Below are 20,609 nucleotides of genomic sequence, written 5' to 3'. Positions count from 1 at the left end.
ATGGGATTGCATAATTTTATCAAAATATTTTGCTTTTATGCGAAAGTCCTTATATATTCATATGTTGTGTTCAAGGAGATGGCGATGTTTATCGCGGGCATAGAAAAGATGATGCGAAGAGCGCGGTGTGATTACGATAAATTTTTCATATGATCCTACGAAATATCAGTATATGAACAAATAGAAATGCAACAATGGGGAGAGGGATGAAAATTTGACAAATTACTTCTATCGTCTATAATTGATGAAATGTTATTCAGCAGAGTGCGGTCATGTGCCGCAGGGAGGAACCGATGATGAAGATTTTGGCTGCCGACGGGATTTCGCCCGAGGGGATCGCACTGCTCGGGGATTATGAGGTCGATGTGCGCGACAAGCTCTCGCATGAGGAGCTGCTGGACGTCATCGGCGGCTATGACGCGCTGATGGTGCGTTCGGCGTCGAAGGTGTCGGCGGACGTGATTGCGCGCGCGGAAAATCTGAAGATCATCGGCAGGGCGGGTGTCGGCGTTGACAACATCGATGTGAAGGCGGCGACCGAACGCGGCATTATCGTCATCAACTCGCCGGGCGGCAATACGATTGCGGCGACGGAGCACACGATGGCGATGATGCTCTCGATGGCGCGCAATATCCCTGCGGCGGATGAGACCATGCAGCGGGGGGAGTGGAACCGCAAGGCGTATGTCGGTGTCGAGCTGCGCGGCAAGACGCTCGGCGTCATCGGCATGGGACGCATCGGCAGCGGCGTTGCAAAGCGCGCCCTCGTCTTTGACATGAACGTCATCGCCTACGATCCCTATATCAACGAAGAGCGTGCAAAGGCGCTCGGCGTGACGGTCGGTTCGCTCGACGATATTGTAGAAAAATCCGACTTCATCACTGTCCATATGCCGCTCACGAAGGAGACGCGCGGCATGATTTCCATGAAGGAAATGCGGCGCATGAAAAAGGGGGTGCGTCTCGTCAACTGTGCGCGCGGCGGCATCATCAACGAGACAGATCTCGCTGCGGCAGTGCGCGAAGGGCTCGTTGCCGGGGCGGCGATCGACGTATTCGAAGAGGAACCAATGGCGGCGGATCATCCGCTGCGCGGTGTGCCGGGTGTCGTCCTCACGCCGCATCTCGGCGCATCAACGGTTGAGGCACAGATCGGCGTCTCCGTTGACGTTGCCGAGGGCATCCGTACCGCACTGCGCGGGGAGCCTGTGACGACGGCGGTCAACATGGCGCCCGTTTCAAAGGAAGTCATGCGCGTCATCCGCCCCTATATCACGCTCGCGGAGCGGCTCGGCTGCACGGTGTGCTCGCTTGCCGAGGGAGCGGTGACCCGTGTGGAGGTCATCTACAACGGCGAGATCACGGAGGTCAATACGAGCTTTCTCACGACGGCGGTACTCAAAGGGATGCTCAATCCCATCCTCGAGAGCGAGATCAACTACGTCAACGCCCCGAGCATCGCAAAGTCGCGCGGCATCAAGGTGACGGAGGTCAAGGAGAAGGAAGCATCCGATTTCTCCACGCTCATCACTGTGCGCGCCGCGGCGGGGGATAAGGTCACGGAGGTGCAGGGAACCCTCTTCGGCACAGAGGGGCGCATTGTCCGCATCAACCGTTTCCGCGTGGATGTCGATCCGCATGCGCGCATCCTCATCTGCCCGCACATCAATCGCCCCGGTGTCATCGGCACGATCGGCTCCATCATGGGGGAGGCAGGCGTCAACATTTCCGCCATGCAGGTGGGTAAGTCCGACCGTGCGGGGACGAACATCATGGTACTCACGGTGGATCACGACATTTCCGACGAGACGCTTGCACGCGTTGTGGCGCTCGACGGCATCTTTGATGCAAAACTGGTCAATTTCGAGTCGGTCTAATAAGGCAAGCTGCATATGGAACCGGGCGAATTTCAGCCTATTTCCATAATCCTTCGCTATTATAGTCAAAAAGACAAAGTTAATTGATCAAGGAGGAATTTTTATGAACTCCCTTAAGACAACAATGCTCATGGCGCTGCTGATGGCGCTCATGGTTGCACTCGGCGGCGTGTTTGCCGGACACACGGGCATGACCGTCATGCTCGTCATTGCGCTCGGCATGAACTTTTTCTCGTATTGGTTTTCCGACCGCATGGTGCTCAGCATGTATAATGCACAGGAAGTTGACCGCTCAAGTGCGCCTGAGCTGTACGGACTGGTCGAAAAACTCGCGGGGCAGGCACAGCTGCCCATGCCGCGCGTCTACATCATCAATGAGGATGCGCCGAACGCCTTTGCCACGGGGCGCAATCCGTCCAACGCGGCGGTCGCCGTCACGACGGGGTTGATGCGTGCGCTCGACTACAACGAGATCTCCGGCGTGCTCGGGCATGAGCTGGCGCATGTCAAGCATCGCGATATCCTCATCTCGACTGTTGCGGCAACGATGGCGACCGTCATTTCCTACGCGGCAAATATTGCCCAGTGGGCGGCGATCTTCGGCGGCGGACGCTCGAGCGACGACGACCGCGGCGGTATCATCGGGCTGATTGCCACAGCGATCATCGCGCCGATCGCGGCAGCGCTCATCCAACTGGCGATCTCACGCTCGCGCGAATACAGCGCGGATGAGACGGGCGCAGAGTTCTGCGGCAACCCGAACTACCTCGCCTCAGCGCTTGAAAAGATCGAATACTATGCGATGCACGGCGCCCCGCTTCCGGAGGCGACTCCTGCGACCGCGCACATGTGCATCATCAACCCGCTCACGGGCAGAGACATCTCCTTCAAGAGTCTCTTCTCGACACATCCGGACACGCAGGAACGCATCGCACGCCTCCACGCACAGGCGCAGCGCATGGGTGTTCGGTGAGCAGCCTGCTTATAGATGTCATATGGAATGACCATATGGCATCTTTTTTATTGCCGTATTTCCATGTGCCGCCTTGCCAACTTCGCTGCGGGACTGTAAAATAGAGCGGAAAGGAGCATGTTCATGGCTATACTGGTTTGCGGCGGTGCGGGCTACATCGGCTCTCATGCGGTGCATCAATTGATTGCGAGGGGCGAAGAGGTCGTCATTGTCGATAATCTGCAGACGGGACATCGGGGCGCGCTGCATCCGCAGGCGACGTTCTGCGAGGGGGATATTCGCGATGCGGCGGCACTTGACCGTATCTTTACGGAGCGCAGTATCGAGGCGGTAATTCATTTCGCGGCAAATTCTCTGGTGGGGGAGAGCATGGAGCAGCCGCTCCTCTATTTCAACAACAATGTCTACGGGATGCAGGTCCTGCTCGAAGCGATGGTGCGGCATGGTGTGGATAAGATCGTCTTTTCTTCGACGGCGGCGGTCTACGGCGAGCCGAAGCGCGTGCCGATCCGCGAGGACGACGAGACGAATCCGACGAATGCGTACGGCGAGACGAAGCTCACGATGGAGAAGATGATGAAGTGGGTGAGCCGCGCAAGCGGCGTGCGCTATGTTTCGCTGCGCTATTTCAATGCGGCGGGGGCGCTGCCGGACGGCTCGATCGGCGAGGATCACAAAACGGAGACACATCTCATTCCGCTGATTCTGCAGGTTCCGACGGGCAGACGCGATCATATCACGGTCTATGGCGACGACTATCTGACGCCGGACGGTACCTGTCTGCGCGACTACATTCACGTCGTTGATCTCGCGGATGCGCATATGCGCGCGCTTGACTATCTGCGGCGCGGCGGGGAGAGCGACATTTTTAACCTCGGGAGCGGCAGCGGCTTCTCGGTGAAGGAGATGATCGCCGCGGCGGAAAAAGCGACAGGCAAGGCAATCGCGGTGGAGATCGGCGCGCGCCGTGCGGGCGATCCGGCGCAGCTCATCGCGTCGAGCGAGAAGGCGCGTACGGTGCTCGGCTGGCAGCCGCAGTTCACAGATGTGGAAGAGGTCATCGGCACGGCATGGCGGTGGCACGCCGCGCATCCGCACGGGTATGAGGACTAAAGGAACGTGAAAGAGCTTTTGATAGGAATATGGCATTTACCAAATTGTAAAGGAGCATTTTTATGAGTACACCGCATATTGCCGCCGCCCCCGGAGAGATCGCAGAGCGCATTCTGCTGCCCGGCGATCCGCTGCGCGCGAAGTTCATCGCGGAGCATTTTCTTGAGGGCGCACAGGAGTATACCTCTATCCGCAACATCCTCGGTTATACGGGGATATATCGCGGCACGCGTGTCTCTGTGCAGGGGACGGGCATGGGGATGCCGTCAATCTCCATTTATGTCAATGAGCTGATGGAGCACTACGGCGTGCAGACGCTCATTCGTGTCGGCACCTGCGGCGGAATGCACGAGCGTGTGAAGCTGCGCGACGTGCTCATCGCGCAGGGGGCGACGACGGACTCGTCGATGATCCGCAACATCTTCGGCGGGAGCATCAACTATGCACCGCTCGCAGACTATGATCTGCTTGCCGCGGCGGTGGCACATGCAAAGAAGCTGCGTCTCTCCGTACGCGTCGGCAATGTGATTTCGGTCGATCGGTTCTACGATGAGGAGATCGACAATGAGAAGCTGCGCAAATACGGTGTTCTGGCGGTCGAGATGGAGGCCGCGGCCCTCTACACGCTCGCAGCGAAGTTCGGGCGGCGGGCGCTGGCACTCTTTACGGTCAGCGATCATCTCGTGACGGGTGAGCGCTGCACGGCGGAGGAGCGGCAGACGACATTCGAGGATATGATCAGGATCGCGCTCGAGACGGCAGTCGGGGAATAACGGTTGCATATTTTATGCAGTTCGGATAAAATAGAACATGGGATGATAGCTTCACAGAAGAGGGGGTTCCTATGTCTGTCAAACGAATCTTTGTAGAAAAACGACAAGGATTTTTCGATATTCCGGCACAGCGTCTGTGCACCGACCTTGTGGAGACATTTCGTCTTACGCATCTGCGTGCAGTACGCCTGATCACGCGTTACGATATAGAAGGGCTGAGCGAAGAGGAGTTTGCGCAGGTGCGCAATATTGTCTTTGCCGATCCGCCCGTTGATACGGTGTATGAGGATGCGCTTCCGTATTTTTCGGATGCACATATCTTTGCGATTGAGCCTCTGCCGGGGCAGTTCGATCCGGCGGCGGCAGCCGCGGCGGAGTGTGTGCAGCTCGTGACGCAGGGGGAGCGTCCGGTGGTTCGTACGGCGCGTGTTGTGGTTCTCGTCGGCAAGGTAGACGATCCAACCTGTGAGCGCATTAAAAAGTATCTCATCAATACGGTGGAGAGCCGTGAGGCATCACTGGCGACCCCCGCAACACTCGATGCGCAGGTGTCGATGCCGATGGATGTGGAGGTACTGACCGACTTTACGCGCCTCACGCGTATTGAGCTGGAGCGGTTCCATGCGGCACGCGGCTTTGCGATGAGCGAAGCGGATCTCGAATTTGTGCAGCAGTATTTCCGCGACACAGAGCGCCATGCGCCGACGATCGCGGAGCTGCGCGTCATCGACACCTACTGGTCGGATCACTGCCGGCACACGACATTTACCACGGCGATTGATGCGGTGAATATCGAAAACGGCTTTTTCTCTCTGCCTATTCTCGAAGCCTATCAGCAATATACGGACGACCGCCGGGCGCTCTATACGGACGGAAAAAAGCGTGAATCTACGCTGATGGACATCGCGGTCATCGGCATGAAGGCGCTGCGTGCGGAGGGCAAACTTAAGGATCTCGACGAATCGGAGGAGATCAACGCGTGCAGCATCCGCATCAAGGTGGACGTGGACGGCAAGGACGAGGACTGGCTGCTCATGTTCAAGAACGAGACGCATAACCATCCGACGGAGATTGAGCCGTTCGGCGGTGCGGCGACCTGTCTCGGCGGCGCGATCCGCGACCCGCTCTCGGGGCGCTCCTATGTCTATCAGGCGATGCGCGTCACGGGGGCATGGGATCCGCGCGTACCGATCGAGGACACCTTACAGGGCAAGCTCCCGCAGAAGAAAATCACAATCGGCGCGGCAGAGGGATACAGCTCTTACGGAAATCAGATCGGACTTGCGACGGGGATTGTGCGTGAAATCTATCATAAAGGATACCTCGCCAAGCGCATGGAGATCGGTGCGGTCATCGGCGCTGCTCCTGCGGCGCAGGTTGTGCGCGAGCGCCCCGCGCCGGGCGACGTCATTGTCCTGCTCGGCGGACGCACGGGACGCGACGGCATCGGCGGTGCGACAGGCTCATCGAAGCAGCATACGGAGGCGTCGCTGACAACCTCGGGCGCGGAGGTGCAGAAAGGAAATGCGCCGACCGAGCGTAAGATCCAGCGGCTGTTCCGGAATCCTGAAGTCAGCCGCATGATCAAGCGCTGCAATGATTTCGGTGCGGGGGGTGTCGCCGTTGCGATCGGCGAGCTCGCCGACGGACTGATGATTGATCTCGATGCCGTGCCGAAAAAATACGAGGGGCTTGACGGCACGGAGCTTGCCATCTCAGAGTCACAGGAGCGTATGGCGGTTGTGCTTGCGCCCGGGGATGTTGAGGCGTTTCTGCATCACGCAGACGCCGAAAATCTCGAAGCAACCCGCGTCGCGGTCGTGACGGCGGAGCCGCGTCTCGTTATGAAGTGGCGCGGCAAGGAGATCGTGCGGCTCGCGCGCAGCTTCCTCGCGACGAACGGCGTGCGTCAGCGCGTACGCACGCTTATCGAGACACCGAATGAGAAGAATCCGTATCTGCAGCAGGTTCCCGGCGTCGTCAGACGCGCCGGACGTGATCTTGAGAAGGCGTGGCTCAGTAATCTGCGCGACCTGAACGTATGCAGTCAAAAGGGGCTCGGCGAGCGCTTTGACGCCACTATTGGCGCAGCCTCCGTTCTCATGCCGTTTGGCGGGAAATATCAGCTGACCCCCGCAGAAGCAATGGTTGCAAAGATTCCTGTGCGGACAGGGGAGACGAATACGGCGTCGGCGATGGCGTTCGGATTCGATCCCGATCTTTCGACATGGAGTCCGTTCCATGGTGCAGTCTACGCGATCGTTGAGGCAGCGGCGAAGATCGTTGCAACAGGGGGCAATCCACAACAGATTCGCTTGACCTTGCAAGAGTATTTCGAGCATCTTGGCACCGATCCGAAGAAATGGGGCAAGCCCTTTGCCGCACTTCTCGGCGCGCTCTATGCCCAGCACGCGCTGGGGATGCCCGCCATCGGCGGCAAGGACTCGATGTCCGGCACGTTCGAGGATCTGAACGTGCCGCCGACGCTCGTGGCATTTGCCGTTGCGCCCGTTCGTGCGGATGAGGTGATCTCGCCCGAGTTCAAATTCCCGGCGAACCGCGTCGTCATGATCCCCGTGCCGCGCGATGCGCAGGATCTGCCCGTCTTCCCGCGCCTGAATAAAAATTTTGAAAAGATCTATCAGCTGATCGCCGGGCAGAAGGCATTCTCTGCGCAGACCGTCGGAAAGGGCGGCATCGCGGCGGCGCTTTCGAAGATGTGCCTGGGCAACAATCTCGGCTTTAAGTTCAAGGCATTTATTCCGCAGGATGATCTTTTTAAGCCTCTTTATGGAACGGTATTGCTTGAGGTCGCTTCGACACTCGATATTCCGAAGGAGCTTGCGGGGACGGGCGCCGTTGAACTCGGTGAGACGCGCGACGTGCCGAGCATCATCACGGATCTCGATACCATCGTGCTTTCCGATGTCAAGGCGGCGTATACCGAGCCGCTGGAGAAGATCTTCCCAACAACGGTGCCGCAGACGGTGCGGCAGATCGACCGCCCGACCTATGCGCCCTATACGAGCGGACGCCCGCTGAGCCGTGCGGTAAAGATTGCGCGTCCGCGCGTACTCATTCCCGTATTTCCGGGGACAAACTGCGAATATGACTCCGCGCGCGCATGGGAGCGTGTCGGCGCGGTTCCGGAGATCCTCGTCGTGCGCAACCTCACACCGCAGGCGGTTGAGGAGACCGTGCACGCGATCGCTGCGGCTCTGCGGCAGGCTCAGATTCTCATGCTGCCGGGCGGGTTCAGCGGCGGTGATGAGCCGGGCGGATCGGGCAAGTTCATTGCGGCGATGTTCCGTGCGCCCGAGATCGCCGAAGGGGTGCAGCGTCTCCTGCGCGACCAGGACGGGCTGATCCTCGGCATCTGCAACGGGTTTCAAGCGCTCCTTAAACTTGGACTGCTGCCCTACGGGAAAATCTGCGATCTCGACGAAAACGCGCCGACGCTTACCTACAACAATATCGCACGTCACGTGTCGCAGACCGTGCGCGTGCGCGTTTCGTCGAATCTCTCGCCGTGGCTGACGAACGTCAACGTCGGCGATGCACATACGATTGCCGTCTCGCACGGTGAGGGGCGTTTCTATGCCGATGCGAGAACCGTGGCGAATTTGCGCGTGCGCGGGCAGATCGCGACGCAGTACGTGAACGATCAAGGCGATCCGACGCTCGAGCAGCCGTACAATCCAAACGGATCGGTCAACGCGATCGAGGGCATTACTAGTCCAGACGGGCGCATCTATGGGCGCATGGCGCATGCGGAGCGCATCGGCGAGAACATCGGAAAGAACGTTGTCGGCGATATGAATCAACAGGTGTTCGAGTCCGGCGCCGCGTATTTCATGCGGTAACATCAAGGAGCAGGAAGCATGCCTGTCAACAGGAAGAGGAGTTTATTTTTTGTGTATATCACAGCGTTTATTTTATTGCTCGTTGGAAAACGTCTCCTGCAGACGATCGTTTGGTATCGGCGGGGTGAAGCAAGCGGTGCCGCGCTCATGTGTACGGTCGGCGTCTTCGGATCGGTACTCATCGCGCTCATTCCGTTTGTGATCCACGACCTAGACCTCGTGCCCGGCTACGATTTTGAATCCGAGAAAGCACAATCCATGCTCAGATTCTTCATCGGCTGTATTCTGCTTTGCGGCGGGCTTCCTCTCTATTTCATTCGGCGTTCATTTGCGGCACGCATCGGCATGGCGGCGGATGAAGAAACCGTAAAACAACTGCCGCGTGCCGATCAAGGGCTGTACTTCTTCGTGCAGCGTCTGCCGCGCGCCGGCGTCTACGCGTGGGCTGTCGGTATTCTCCTGATCATTTGGGGACTTGCCGCCGCATTTATGTACGCGTGAGTGAGGGATATACACATGGCGAATGAAAAGGCTTTCCCGAGAAGAGGAACTCGGGAGAGCCTTTTTCTGCAAAGGGGAGAATCACGGTGCCGTTTGAACTCATACGAAATGATATTACAAAGATGAATGTCGATGCGATCGTGAACAGTGCGAATCCGCGCCCGATCATCGGGGGAGGTGTGGATGGTGCGATTCACCGTGCAGCGGGGGCAGCGCTGATTGCGGCACGCCGCAAAATTGGCGATATTCTCACCGGCGAGGCGTTCATCACGCCGGGATTTGACCTGCCTGCGCACTATGTCATCCATACGGTCGGCCCCGTGTGGCAGGACGGAAAGCACGGTGAGCCGGATCTCCTGCGTGCGGCATACCTATCGTCGCTGCGTCTTGCACGGGAACATGGCTGCAAGACGGTTGCATTTCCGCTCATCTCGGCGGGGATCTTTGGCTGTCCTGTCGAAGCTGCCCTGGAGACTGCCGTGGGAGCAATCAGTGAATACGTTTTACGGCACGATATGACTGTCTATCTCGTCGTGTTCAACCGCAAGTCATTTCAACGTTCGGGACACCTTTTTGACGATGTGCGTGCATATATTGACGAGAATTATGCGGCACGGGCGGCAGCGCGGGATATGCGTACTGCGGAGGAGGAGCCGATATTTGAGGTGCGGCGTCCCCGCGGCGCGGGGGCGAGACCGCCGCGCCGCTTGATAGGTCTCGGCACCGGAACGGCATCCTCTCTCGGCCGATGGCTGGGACGCAGGGATGAGACGTTTTCCGAGCGGCTGATACACTATATCGACGCGAAAGGATTTAAGGATCCCGAGGTCTATAAGCGGGCGAATATCGACCGTAAACTGTTCTCAAAGATTCGCAGCAATTCGGATTATCAGCCGCGCAAGAGTACGGCACTCGCGCTTTCCGTGGCGCTTCGTCTGAGTCTTGATGAGACGCGCGATCTCCTTGAGCGTGCGGGCTATGCGCTCTCGCACAGCAGCAAAGCGGATCTCATTGTCGAATACTTTATCACACGTGAAAAATACGATATTTTTATCATCAACCAGGCGCTGTTTTCGTTTGAGCAGCCGACCCTCGGCAGCTGATTTGTCGCTTTGCAGGCGACCGCCGCGCCCTTCCTTTTTGCTAAAATCATGACAGTAAAAGTCTTTCAGCAGAGAGGGAGGATTTATCATGAACAAGGTAACGGAGATTGTATTTATTTTGGATCGCAGCGGATCAATGGGCGGTCTCGAAGCGGCGGATACTGTCGGCGGATTTAACTCCATGCTTGCAAAGCAGCAGGAGGAAGAGGGCGACGCATATGTATCGACGGTGCTCTTTGACAACGAAATCGATGTGATCCATGACCGTCTGCCGATCGCAGAGGTTCCGCAGCTCACCGCGCGCGAATACTTCGTACGCGGCAGCACGGCGCTCCTTGATGCCGTGGGCGGCGCGATACGGCACATTGCCAATGTCCATAAGTATGCACGGCGTGAAGATGTGCCGGAAAAGACACTTTTCATCATTACGACGGACGGCATGGAAAATGCAAGCACACGCTATACCTATGAGCGCGTGAAACAAATGGTGAAGAAGCAAAAGGCGCGCGGTTGGGAGTTCCTCTTCCTTGGGGCAAATATCGATGCCATTGAGGCTGCCGGGCAGGTCGGCATCGGCGCAGGGCACGCTGTGAACTACCGTGCGGATGCCCGGGGGACAACGCTGAACTTCATGGCAATGTCCGAAGCGATCAGATGTGTGCGTGTCTGTGAGGAGCCCCTTTCCGCGGATTGGAAAAAGGGGATCGAGGAGGATGTGCGGCGGCGCGGCAGATCATAATCCTCATATTGCTATGGAAAAGAGCTGCGGCACATATGTATTGTACAATGTGCTGCAGCTCTTTTTAGCGGGGAAAATGGCGCAGTGCGAGGGCATTTATCGCAGCTGCGAAACGTCAGTATTCGACGGCATGATGAAACTAGGCACGGTGATCATGATTCATGCGCATCAGCAAATAGACAAAATATACGACCGGCAGACCCAACGCGAGGACACCGACGATGTTGCCGATGCCGCCTGTGATGGGGGCGAATAGACCGATTACAGAGAGAACGGCGATCAGCACGGGGGCGCGCCATATGGACGCCCCGATGCGGCGTACCGCTTTCGGTGCATTCGGGTAGACTGCATTGTATTTCCTCGTCCACAGGAGCACACAGCCCGTTACGATCATCGCTGCTGTCAGAAGGAGCATCGCCGCCCAAATAATCTTGAGAGGGATCGTATCGTGGTTGTGGATATGCAGGTTGAGGAAGATCGGCGTCATGCGCAGCCAGTCCGGCGGCGGGACGAGCAGCGGTTCAGCTCCGCGGTCGTCCGGCAGGAACACCATCTCGTCAAGGACAAAATTTGTCGGCTTCGCAGGCGGGTCGGCGATGTGGAACGTATAATGCCCGCCGTCGTGCTCGGGCAGCGCCATCGTGAGGATGTTCTTGTCCGGATAGGCCTCCTGCACCGTGCGAAGCGCATCCGCAGGAGTGATCGGGATACCGAACGGCACATAGGAGGAGAACGCCTCCATCGCAGCTATATGCGCGTCGCGGTGGTAATTTCGCGAGCCCGCGGAGTAGGAGGCGATGAAGACGGCGCTGAGACAGAGTACAAGAGCCCACACGAGCGCAAAGGCGGAGGCGTATTTATGCCAGTCCGACCACAGCACGCGCCGCGCATTTTTCCGGATCGTACCGAATGCGAGCCCCTTCATCATCGGCGCGTAGAGGATGACACCTGAGATCATAGAGAGAATCGCGAGGAGACACATGAGCGCGAGAAAATGTTTACCCGCCATGCCGGCAGTGCCGAGCTGCGTGTGCAGGAGATGTGCCCATCGCAGCATCGTCTCGATGCCCTGCACGCGGTAGACGCGCTCCTTGCGGTTAAAGACCTCTCCCGTGCGCACATCGTACATGATCTGCTCGCCGCCCATGCGCATGTGTGCGCGCGCGGCAGTCTTGCTGCCTTTATCCTGCACAAGGAAATAGAGCGTGCCGTCCGCAGGATTTGGCGTCACGGCACGGATCTCCTTGCCGGGGAAATTCGCGGCGACTGCGGCGAATCCCTCCGGCAGAGCCTCCCAGATCTCCCTTTGCGGCATCGGATCGCCTGCCGGCGGCAGATTAACCGTGTTCCATGCGCGCAGCTCGTCGCGAAAGAGCATCGGCAGCCCCGTCAGCGTCAGCATCAGGAAGAACAGCGTGCAGACGAGACTCACCCACCGGTGGATTTGATAACAAAGACGCATTGCCATATTGGTCATCTCCCATGAATGGCAGGAAAGAAATTTTTACACGCGTGCCGCACCGATTTTATTTGCCTCCTCTGAGAGCGCGAGGTGTCCCGTCTCCACGTCGTAGATGTAGCCGTGGATGATTATCTCGGGCGGGACGAGCGGATGCAGGCGCAAGCGCCGTACATCGCGCACGACGCTTTCCTCGATCGTGCCGCGGATGGGCATGAAGTCCATATAGTACGCCTCGGGCGATCCCGTATCGGCGGCGAACTGCTCCTGCGCCTCTTCGTTGGTAAAGGACTGCATCCCGCAGTGCGTATGCTGAATGACGAACCACTCCGTCGTGCCGAGCCTCTTGTGCGAGATCAGCAGCGAGCGGATCACATCCTCTGTGACGCGCCCGCCCGCGTTGCGGATCACATGCGCGTCCCCTTCGGCAAGCCCTGCGAATTTCGCGGGGTCGAGCCGGCAATCCATGCAGGTGACGACCGCAAAGGCGCGCGTCGGATGGTGCGAGAGCCGCCCCTTATCTCCAAAGTCCGCCCGATACGCTGCATTGGCAGCGCGAATCTCCCGCGCATTTTCCGTCCCCATCTTTATACCTCTTTCCCGTTGATTCAATATTCCCCAAAAAAGAAAAAACCGCCCGGCGTGCCGGACGGCTTTCTCTATGCACTGAATGCTCAGACGGCACGATCGACGTTGCCCGAACGCAGGCAGCGCGTACACACATTGACGTGTTTGATTTCACCCTTCACAAGGGCGCGGACACGCTGGATATTCGGCTTCCATTTGCGTTTCGTCTTTACATGGGAGTGACTCACATTATTCCCGCTCATCGGTCCTTTGCCGCAGACCTCGCATACACTTGCCATTGTTACACCTCCTCGGCGCAGACTTCACTCAAGCCGTGCGCAATACCAAGCTATTATACTATGCTTCCCGTCATTAGGCAATATGCCGTGAAAAATTTTTCTGTACATCGCGAAAAAATACGTGAGATTGTCCTTTGCGTCACAATATTATTGAAAATATTTTTTTCGATTTATTTTTTTGAAAAATTTTTGGAAGATGTTTGCATTTTCTATTATATGTGATAAAATCATGCCGGTCTATTTTTTGTTTTCTCCTTTTATTATTTTTATTCTGAATTAAGTAGAGCTGAATCTTTACGAATTGGAATCTTCTGAGTCGTGTTTTTTATTGCTTAATGTAGCAAAAATGAAAAACATTCAAGTTTTTCTTGAAATTTAGAAAAAAAGTAGTATGATATATGCAGGAGAAGATATTAAAGTAGGTATGGGGTATGGCAACATGGTTTCACGGGCAGCGGATGCAGCCTGAGAAAGAGGGGGATTCACATGATTTCACTGTTGGGGAAGACACGGCAAATCAACCGTCTCCTGCAGCGCTCCGAAAGCGTTGAGTATGATGGGATTTCGCGTGTGTTGAGCAACGTCCTTGAGGCGAATGTCTACATTACCGACGAGAGCGGCGCGATATGCGGGTATGCCCTCTTCGATGATTACGACGAGGATCTCATGGTCAATGAAGTAATCGAACAAGGGCGCTTCCCGCGCAAATATGTCGATTGGCTCAACCGTCTCGAGGAGACGCACGTCAATCTGCGTGTCGAAGGACAGGCGTCCTACGAAAAGGAGATTGCACAGCTCTTCAGAGGGCAAAACATCGCGATCACACCGATTTTTGGTCCGCGGCGTCGTTTGGGGACGCTCGTTGTGGCAACGGGGAAGAAGGAGTTCGGCGATCCGGATCTCCTGCTCTGCGAGTATGGCGCAACCGTTGTCGGCATGGAGATGCTGCGCGACGAGGCACAGCGCAGCGAGGTAGAGGCGCGGCAGCGCGAGGCAGTGCGCATCGCAGTCGAGACGCTTTCCTACTCCGAGCGCAAGGCGGCACATGCCATTTTGCAGGAGCTCGCCAGCCAGGGCAAGTTTGAGGGCAGGCTGATCGCGTCGCGCATCGCTGACGAGGCAAAGATTACGCGCTCGGTCATCGTCAATGCACTGCGCAAGTTTGAGTCGGCGGGCGTTATTGAGTCGAAGTCGCTCGGTATGAAGGGGACGTTCGTGCGCGTGACGAACTCCTATCTCATGGAGAAGTTGCCGGAACTTGAGGAGTATGCCGCCGACGTCCAGTGGGCGAACCTTGGCAGCGGCATCAATCTCTGACATGCACGTATAAAGGTATTGACAACAGCGTGAAAATCCAATATAATGGCGTCCGTGAGTGTGTTGCGAACGCCATTTTATTTTGCAGCCGAAACAGTCACGGCGCGTTGGTCAAGTGGTTAAGACACCGCCCTTTCACGGCGGCTTCACGGGTTCGAATCCCGTACGCGTCACCAAATACGGCCCGGTAGTTTAGTTGGTTAGAATGCCGCCCTGTCACGGCGGAGGTCAGGGGTTCAAGTCCCCTTCGGGTCGCCATTTTTGCCTCGGTAGCTCAGTTGGTAGAGCAGGGGACTGAAAATCCCCGTGTCAGTGGTTCGATTCCGCTCTGAGGCACCACCATGAACGTCGGTCTCCGGTACAGTATGCACCGGGGCTTTTTTTGTAGGGATTCGAGGATTTTATAAGGGAGCGCATTTCGGTGGAGTATTTTAATCAGCTTTTTCTCTCGTTTATCGCATCGTGGGGATATGCCGCCGTCGCCCTTCTGATGGCGGCGGAGAATGCCTGCATCCCCATCCCGAGTGAGCTCATTCTTGGCTTTGCAGGCTATCTTATCTTCGCGGGGCATATGTCATTCGAGGGCGCTCTTGCCGCAGGTATGACCGGCGGTCTGCTCGGCTCGATTTTTGCCTATGAGGTCGGTGCGTACGGCGGTCGTCCGTTTGTGGAGAAGTACGGGAAATATTTCCTCATCAAGCAGTCCCATGTGGATGTGGCGCAGCGCTGGTTCGACCGCTACGGTCTCAAGGCGGTCTTTTTCAGCCGGATGCTGCCCGTCGTGCGTACCTTCATCTCGCTGCCCGCGGGATTTGCGCGTGTGAACCGCAACAGGTTTTTCCTCTATACGATTGCGGGATCGCTTCCGTGGACGGCCGCCATTCTTTACGCGGGAATGCTGCTCGGCGAGAGCTGGACGGATCTCATGGCATACGGACATGAGGCGAGCCTTATTTTTATCGTCGGCGCGGTGATTGCGGCAGTTGTCTTTTATGTACGTTGGAAAAAGAAAAAGGAGCGCAGGCTGCGCTGACAGTATAAAAATAAACCGGCCGATCAGGCTTATCTGATCGGTCGGTTTATTTTTTGTGATTTTAGTTTAGGATAAACGGAACTGCTTGGTGGTCTGCTGCAGCTCTTGTCCCAATTCGGAAAGCGTATGGCTCGCGGCGGCAATCTCCGACATGGCGGCGGATTGCTGTTCGGCGGCGGAGGAGATTGCCGATACTTCTTCCTGCATCTTGGTATCGGCATCGCTTGACCCGCTCTTGATGTTTTCGATGGAGCTGACCGCGCGGTGACTGGTCTTCTGAACCGAGGCGGCGATTTCTGCGATGTGGTTGATTTGTCCCGAGAGACCCTCAATGAGTTCGGCGATGGCGGCAAACTTCTCACCGGAGCGATGGATCTCTTCGACACTCTCCTCAACGTTGGTGGTCTGCTCTTCCATTGCACGGAAAGTTTTATCCATCTGCACGGCGTTGCTGCCGAGGAGTGTAGAGATGTTCTGTGTTGCTTCCTTCGACTGCTCGGCGAGCTTGCGTACCTCGTCCGCTACGACGGAGAAACCCTTGCCGTGTTCGCCCGCACGAGCGGCTTCGATCGCGGCGTTGAGCGCCAGGAGGTTGGTCTGTTCCGAGATATTTGTGATCATCTCGACAATGGAAGAGACCTCGTGCGCGCTGCTTTGCAGTTCCTTGACCGTATCCGTGACGGCAACCGTTCCGTCTTTGAGACTGTTCATCTTGCTGATCGTATTGGAGAGGATCGTCTGACCTTCGCGGGTTGCTTCCTCTGTTGCTTTCGCGGAGTCGACAATCTCGCTGATGACGTCCGTGACCTGAGAGATGCTGGATGAGGACTCCTGCATGAGCCCTGTCGCCGACGAGATGGTCTCACTCTGCGCACGCGATGCATCCGCCACCTGTGCGACAGATTTGGCCGTGTATTCCGAAGCCTGTGCCGCCTCTTTGGTATTTTCTGAGAGATCGGCAGAGGACTCGGCGATGTGTCCCGCGACCTCGCTGACCTGGCGAATGAGTTTGCGCAGATTGTGTGTCATGTTGCAGAACGAATTGTGCAGTGTGCCGATTTCGTCCGTGCGCTCGACCGGCAGCGCGGTTTTGCGCAGATCTCCCTGCGCGATGGTCGCGGCGAATCCGGCGAGATCCTCGACCGGTACGGAGATCAGGCGTGCGATGTAGAAGAGAATGCCCGAGAGGATAATGAACGCGAAGACTGCAATACCGACCATGATGCCGAGGAGGGCGCGCGAGGAGGCAAAGACCTCGGACTGCGGCACGCGCAGGACAAGAACCCAGCCCGAATCACCGACCGGGGTCGAGGCGTAAAAACTATCCGCGCTCTCGCTGAAGGCGGACGACCCGGAAAAGAATGTAGGGGCAAGCGTTTGGAGCTCCGGCTCGTTCACGGACGAAATACTGTCGTCGATCGAGTATTTTTCATGATAGATAAAATTGCCGTCCTTCGTGAGGAGGAATGCCTTGCCCGTGTCGTAGACTTTTGCCTTGGAGAGCATGTCGGCGACGAGGCTGAGGTTCAGATCGCAGCCCGCGACGCCGACGACGGTATTGCCGTCGCGGATGGCGGAGCTAAAGCTCATGACGGGCATACCGTTGGCTGCCTTGTAGACGGAGGACTGGCAGACCTTGTTCGAGGAGAGCGCATCTTTGTACCAGCCGCGCGACGTCGCGTCGAAATCGCTCGGTATATCATATCCTGCACCGTCGATGAACGGCTTATCGGGGAAACCCACAAAGAAATCGGAGTTCTGCGTCGCAAACTCCTTTGCACCAAGCGTCATGTCCTCATAGGAGGTGGGTTTTGTGCTCCATAGACGCGTGACCGTTTCGAGGGTACGCGATTTTGCCTGGAGCGCCGTGTTGATGTTGGCAGCGTAAACATTCGCCATCTGAAGCATTTCTTGTGAGGCGACTTGCTGAATACTTTCCGAAGCCTTCCAGTAAATCGTGCCCAACATGATAAGAAATATGCAGATGAGCGGAACACCGACAAGTGCCATGATTTTTGCACGCAGCTTCATAGGAGTCCTTCCTTTCTAGAACCGAAGGTACAATGTACCTATAATTTCCATATGGGCATATTGTACCTCTTTCTCCTGCATGTTGTCTATAACATTTTATCAATATTGAAATAAAAATTTAAGAAAAAATCATGAAAAATAATTATATTGCAAAAATAATATGTAAAAAAACTTCTATGCATGAAGAAAAATCACAGCTTTGTTGTAACTACTATGATAAAATAAAATCTAATCAATATGATGCTGTTGGGAGGCGGGCAGAATGAAGCGATACTATGAGAGGCGCTTGTGGCAAGGTGCGCAGGGGATTGACGTCCTCCATAACTATGCGCTGAACGGGAAGATCACGGGGGCTCTTGCGGCGCTGCGCGAGATCCCGGGGTGCATTCCCGTGCTGCACGGGCCGATCGGCTGTGCGTTCCACTACCGGCGTTCGACGCGTACGCCTGCGCCCGTCTACGAGGCGCTGTCCACGCGGCTCGATGATTCGGATGTGGTGTTCGGCGGTGAGGAGAAGCTGATCGATGTGCTCGAGCGCGCGGCGGCGGAGCATCCGGAGCTGATTGCGGTGCTCCCGACCTGCGTGACGGACGTGATGCAGGAGGACATCGACGGCATTGTGCGGCGGTTCCGCGAGATGCATCCGGGGGCGCCGCCCGTCATCTCCGTGGCGTCGTCGGCGTTCTCGCACCGCAGCAGCAGTACGGTGGTCGAGCATCTGAAGGAGCGCGTCGCGGCGAAGGGGCGTGTTTATGGGAACAAGACGAAGGTGGAGTATCGCGGCTGCGGCTTCGTCGAGGTCTTGGAGGCGCTCGTCGATCAGGTGATGGAGGAGCAGACGGTCGTGCCCGGGACGGTCAATATCGAGGCGTTTGCGTGGGGAGATCACAGCGCACATGCCGTGCAGTCCGTCGTCGACACGCTGCGCGCAATCGGCATCGAGACGAATACACTGCTCCCCGCGGTATCCTGCGCGGAGATCGTGCGTGCGCCGCGCGCGGCGCTGAATATTGCACGGCGGATGCGATGGGCGCGGCGCATGGAAGAGCGGTTCGGCACGCCGTATCTCCATTTTTCAAATCTGTACGAATGGTACGGCGTCGATGGGATTCGTGACTTTTATCTGACGATTGCGGATGCGCTCGGACGCAGGGAAGCGGCGGAGCATGTTCTCGCGGCCGAGGAGCGGCGTGTGACGCCGGAGCTGAGGGAGCTGCGGGCGTATCTTGGAAAGTTCCGGTACGGTCTCGTGAGCGCGTCGTTCAGTAAAATTCCGGAGTTGATTCAAATCTATGAGCGCGAATACAATATGAAGCTGGACTTTGTTGCGCTGCTCCTGCCGCCTGATTATGAGCGGACGCGGGGGCTGGAGACGGGGGCGGCGGAGCGGATGCATGAGAAGATCCGCTCCACGATCCGCGAGACTGCGCCGCATATTTCCCTCTATGTGTCCCCTGATGAAGGGGCGCTTGCACAGCTCGCTGCAGGGGTTGATGCGCTGGTTGGGAGCGGGGCGCAGCGGTGCGAGCATTTTGGGACGCCGTGGATTCCTGCAATGTACGATCGGCGTGCCTTTTCGATGGAGGATTATCGGGATGTGCTCGCGGGGCTTGCGCGTGCGGTGGAACGGCGGCGCGGAAAGCGGCATTTGCTCCTCTCGCGGCTCAGGTACAGCGCGGCGCACTATCCGATGACGGACGAGCCGAATGCGCTCGCCTCGCGCGAGATGTGGGACAGGATGTGGAGGATGAGGCAGTGAAACCGGGGGAGAGCTGCAGGCTGTTCGGTGCGTACCGTGCATGTATCGGGATTCGCGATGCCGTGATCCTCTTTCACTCCGTCGTGGGGTGCAATGCTGGGACCCTGCTGCTGCATCTGGCGCAGCACCCCGCGGATGTGCGGCAGGCGTGCACGGTCATGTATGAGTCGGACGTCCTCTACGGCGGCACGGAGACGCTGCGAGACGGGCTGCGACATGTCGCGCAGCTCTATCCCGATCCGCAGGCAATCATCGTTATCAGCGGCTGTGTGCCGAATCTCATCGGTGACGATATGGCGGCGGCGATCGCGGACGCGGGGCTCGCCGTGCCCGTCCTGCACGTAATGGGCGCGGGCACGGTCGGCACGATGGGGGACGGCTACGAGGCGGGACTGCGGGCGCTCGGCGCATATATGCGCCCGGGGGAGATCGTTCCAAAATCGTGCAATATCCTCGGAATCTCTTATGACGATCCGTGTGCCGAGGGGGACATTGCGGCGCTTCGAGAGATGCTCGCGCCGCACGTCCGGGTGCAGTCCGTGCTCAGCTGCGGCACATTTGAGGAAATGCGGGACGCACCGCGCGCCGCGCTCAATATCGTGCTCGGCGGCGGGGGACGCGAGCTCGCGGCGTATATGCAGGAGCAGTTCGGTACGCCCTATATCGTGGCAGACTATCCCTACGGTATTCACGGCATGACGGCGTTCATTGAGCGCGTGGCGGACGCGCTCGGCATCGCGGAGACAGATGCGTGGACAGCGCCGTTTGTCCGGGCGGCGGAGGAGATCGTTCGCCGTGCCGCAGAGCCTCTGCGGTATCTCTATGGAACGCCCGCCGTTGTGCTCGTTGACTCCGTGCACATGGCGGGGCTTTGTACGTTCCTTGCGGAGGAGCTGGGCATGGAGGTCGCCCTTTCGAGCGACGGGCGCGGCGATATGCGGGAAGTGTACGATGCGGCGCGGGCGTCCGACGCGGTCGTCGTATTTGGAAGTTCCTATGAGAAGGAGCTCTGCACGGACGGGGGACGTGTCCTTGTGCGCATCTCCTACCCCGTCTTTGACCGGTTGCAGCTCGTGCCGCACGGATATTTGGGCGCGGAAGGGCTTGCGCATCTCATTGAGGAGATCGTCAGCGCCGTTCTGCAGCATGAGTACAGCCCAACGGAATACGGAGAGGTTCGCGTGCGCTGAATTTATTTTTGC

At 57.4% G+C, this 20,609-nt stretch carries 16 protein-coding genes and 3 tRNA genes; 15 read left to right on the top strand and 4 right to left on the bottom strand.

The window, feature by feature from the left end; translation table 11 throughout:
• Positions 1 to 296: 296 nt before the first annotated feature.
• From serA to HMPREF1147_RS00650, 8 genes are all read left to right on the top strand, one after another.
• Complete coding sequence (gene serA / locus HMPREF1147_RS00685) at positions 297 to 1,877, top strand: phosphoglycerate dehydrogenase (RefSeq protein ID WP_037350989.1); 1,581 nt, start codon at positions 297 to 299, stop codon at positions 1,875 to 1,877.
• A 103-nt stretch (positions 1,878 to 1,980) separates the two neighbouring features.
• On the top strand, positions 1,981 to 2,850 hold the full coding sequence (gene htpX / locus HMPREF1147_RS00680) for a zinc metalloprotease HtpX (protein ID WP_009349796.1): 870 nt from the start codon (positions 1,981 to 1,983) through the stop codon (positions 2,848 to 2,850).
• Positions 2,851 to 2,973: 123 nt separating this feature from the next.
• Positions 2,974 to 3,963, top strand: a complete 990-nt coding sequence (galE, locus tag HMPREF1147_RS00675; RefSeq protein ID WP_009657315.1) for a UDP-glucose 4-epimerase GalE — start codon at positions 2,974 to 2,976, stop codon at positions 3,961 to 3,963.
• Between the two features lie 62 nt (positions 3,964 to 4,025).
• The gene (gene deoD / locus HMPREF1147_RS00670; protein WP_009349798.1) at positions 4,026 to 4,736 is read left to right on the top strand and encodes a purine-nucleoside phosphorylase; all 711 of its coding nucleotides are present in this window, start codon (positions 4,026 to 4,028) and stop codon (positions 4,734 to 4,736) included.
• Between the two features lie 71 nt (positions 4,737 to 4,807).
• Positions 4,808 to 8,599: a phosphoribosylformylglycinamidine synthase gene (locus tag HMPREF1147_RS00665; protein ID WP_009657421.1), complete on the top strand. Its 3,792-nt coding sequence runs from the start codon at positions 4,808 to 4,810 to the stop codon at positions 8,597 to 8,599.
• A gap of 51 nt (positions 8,600 to 8,650) precedes the next feature.
• Positions 8,651 to 9,100, top strand: a complete 450-nt coding sequence (locus HMPREF1147_RS00660; protein ID WP_009657330.1) for a hypothetical protein — start codon at positions 8,651 to 8,653, stop codon at positions 9,098 to 9,100.
• A gap of 86 nt (positions 9,101 to 9,186) precedes the next feature.
• A complete protein-coding gene (locus HMPREF1147_RS00655; protein WP_009657431.1) occupies positions 9,187 to 10,203 on the top strand; it encodes a macro domain-containing protein in 1,017 nt (338 codons plus the stop codon).
• An 88-nt stretch (positions 10,204 to 10,291) separates the two neighbouring features.
• A complete protein-coding gene (locus HMPREF1147_RS00650) occupies positions 10,292 to 10,942 on the top strand; it encodes a vWA domain-containing protein (protein WP_009657324.1) in 651 nt (216 codons plus the stop codon).
• Positions 10,943 to 11,081: 139 nt separating this feature from the next.
• Here HMPREF1147_RS00650 and HMPREF1147_RS00645 read toward each other — a convergent pair whose 3' ends face one another.
• The 3 genes from HMPREF1147_RS00645 to rpmB all read right to left on the bottom strand — a co-directional run bounded on the left by HMPREF1147_RS00645 (position 11,082) and on the right by rpmB (position 13,267).
• A complete protein-coding gene (locus HMPREF1147_RS00645) occupies positions 11,082 to 12,419 on the bottom strand; it encodes a PepSY-associated TM helix domain-containing protein (protein WP_050992858.1) in 1,338 nt (445 codons plus the stop codon).
• Between the two features lie 27 nt (positions 12,420 to 12,446).
• Positions 12,447 to 12,986, bottom strand: a complete 540-nt coding sequence (locus HMPREF1147_RS00640) for a carbonic anhydrase (RefSeq protein ID WP_009657327.1) — start codon at positions 12,984 to 12,986, stop codon at positions 12,447 to 12,449.
• Between the two features lie 89 nt (positions 12,987 to 13,075).
• Positions 13,076 to 13,267, bottom strand: coding sequence for a 50S ribosomal protein L28 (gene rpmB / locus HMPREF1147_RS00635; RefSeq protein ID WP_009349805.1), 192 nt, complete (start codon positions 13,265 to 13,267; stop codon positions 13,076 to 13,078).
• Between the two features lie 486 nt (positions 13,268 to 13,753).
• On the opposite strand from rpmB, the gene codY reads away from it, so the two are divergent.
• The 5 genes from codY to HMPREF1147_RS00610 all read left to right on the top strand — a co-directional run bounded on the left by codY (position 13,754) and on the right by HMPREF1147_RS00610 (position 15,617).
• Positions 13,754 to 14,584 (top strand): GTP-sensing pleiotropic transcriptional regulator CodY, encoded by an 831-nt coding sequence (gene codY / locus HMPREF1147_RS00630; RefSeq protein WP_009349807.1) that lies wholly within the window; start codon positions 13,754 to 13,756, stop codon positions 14,582 to 14,584.
• 101 nt (positions 14,585 to 14,685) lie between these two features.
• Positions 14,686 to 14,760, top strand: a tRNA-Glu gene (locus HMPREF1147_RS00625).
• Between the two features lie 5 nt (positions 14,761 to 14,765).
• Positions 14,766 to 14,842, top strand: a tRNA-Asp gene (locus HMPREF1147_RS00620).
• 5 nt (positions 14,843 to 14,847) lie between these two features.
• A tRNA-Phe gene (locus tag HMPREF1147_RS00615) sits at positions 14,848 to 14,923 on the top strand.
• Between the two features lie 82 nt (positions 14,924 to 15,005).
• Positions 15,006 to 15,617 carry a DedA family protein gene (locus HMPREF1147_RS00610; RefSeq protein ID WP_009439132.1) on the top strand — a complete coding sequence of 204 codons (612 nt, stop codon included), beginning with the start codon at positions 15,006 to 15,008 and terminating at the stop codon, positions 15,615 to 15,617.
• A 66-nt stretch (positions 15,618 to 15,683) separates the two neighbouring features.
• On the opposite strand, the gene HMPREF1147_RS00605 is transcribed toward HMPREF1147_RS00610, so the two are convergent.
• The gene (locus HMPREF1147_RS00605; RefSeq protein ID WP_009657362.1) at positions 15,684 to 17,648 is read right to left on the bottom strand and encodes a methyl-accepting chemotaxis protein; all 1,965 of its coding nucleotides are present in this window, start codon (positions 17,646 to 17,648) and stop codon (positions 15,684 to 15,686) included.
• A gap of 262 nt (positions 17,649 to 17,910) precedes the next feature.
• Between HMPREF1147_RS00605 and HMPREF1147_RS00600 the strand changes: the two genes are divergently transcribed.
• The gene (locus tag HMPREF1147_RS00600; RefSeq protein ID WP_009657344.1) at positions 17,911 to 19,407 is read left to right on the top strand and encodes a nitrogenase component 1; all 1,497 of its coding nucleotides are present in this window, start codon (positions 17,911 to 17,913) and stop codon (positions 19,405 to 19,407) included.
• Complete coding sequence (locus tag HMPREF1147_RS00595) at positions 19,377 to 20,597, top strand: nitrogenase component 1 (protein ID WP_232208026.1); 1,221 nt, start codon at positions 19,377 to 19,379, stop codon at positions 20,595 to 20,597. The genes HMPREF1147_RS00600 and HMPREF1147_RS00595 overlap by 31 nt, the downstream gene beginning before the upstream one ends.
• Positions 20,598 to 20,609 lie beyond the last annotated feature (12 nt).

Origin of the sequence: Selenomonas sp. FOBRC9, assembly GCF_000287655.1 — a bacterium.
Lineage (GTDB): Bacteria > Bacillota > Negativicutes > Selenomonadales > Selenomonadaceae > Centipeda > Centipeda artemidis.
The sequence above is the reverse complement of the archived record's forward strand: the minus strand, read 5'-3'. Positions and strand labels throughout refer to the sequence as shown.